Genomic DNA, 412 nt, shown 5'->3' on the forward strand with positions numbered 1-412 from the left:
AACGGGAAGTGGCTCAGCTTGGTAGAGCACCTGGTTTGGGACCAGGGGGTCGCAGGTTCAAATCCTGTCTTCCCGATATTCCCAAAAACATGGGGCCTTAGCTCAGCTGGGAGAGCGCCTGCCTTGCACGCAGGAGGTCAGCGGTTCGATCCCGCTAGGCTCCACTTTATTTATTATATTTCTCGGAGGTATACCCAAGTTCGGCTGAAGGGATCGGTCTTGAAAACCGACAGGCGGTGAGAATCGCGCGGGGGTTCGAATCCCTCTACCTCCTCCATTTTCTTTTTAAATGGTTTAGATACATATAATAATAAAATTTTTATTTTTTCCTTCATGGAGGTATACCCAAGTTCGGCTGAAGGGATCGGTCTTGAAAACCGACAGGCGGCGAGAGTCGCGCGGGGGTTCGAAT

The 412-nt window shown here is 50.5% G+C and carries 3 tRNA genes; all 3 read left to right on the forward strand.

The window, feature by feature from the left end:
• Positions 1-2 precede the first annotated feature (2 nt).
• A tRNA-Pro gene (locus JDS82_RS29065) sits at positions 3-76 on the forward strand.
• A gap of 15 nt (positions 77-91) precedes the next feature.
• Positions 92-164 (forward strand) — tRNA-Ala (locus JDS82_RS29070).
• Positions 165-184: 20 nt separating this feature from the next.
• Positions 185-277, forward strand: a tRNA-Ser gene (locus JDS82_RS29075).
• Positions 278-412: the final 135 nt, after the last annotated feature.

Source organism: Bacillus cereus group sp. N14 (assembly GCF_016483555.1).
Lineage (GTDB): Bacteria > Bacillota > Bacilli > Bacillales > Bacillaceae_G > Bacillus_A > Bacillus_A wiedmannii.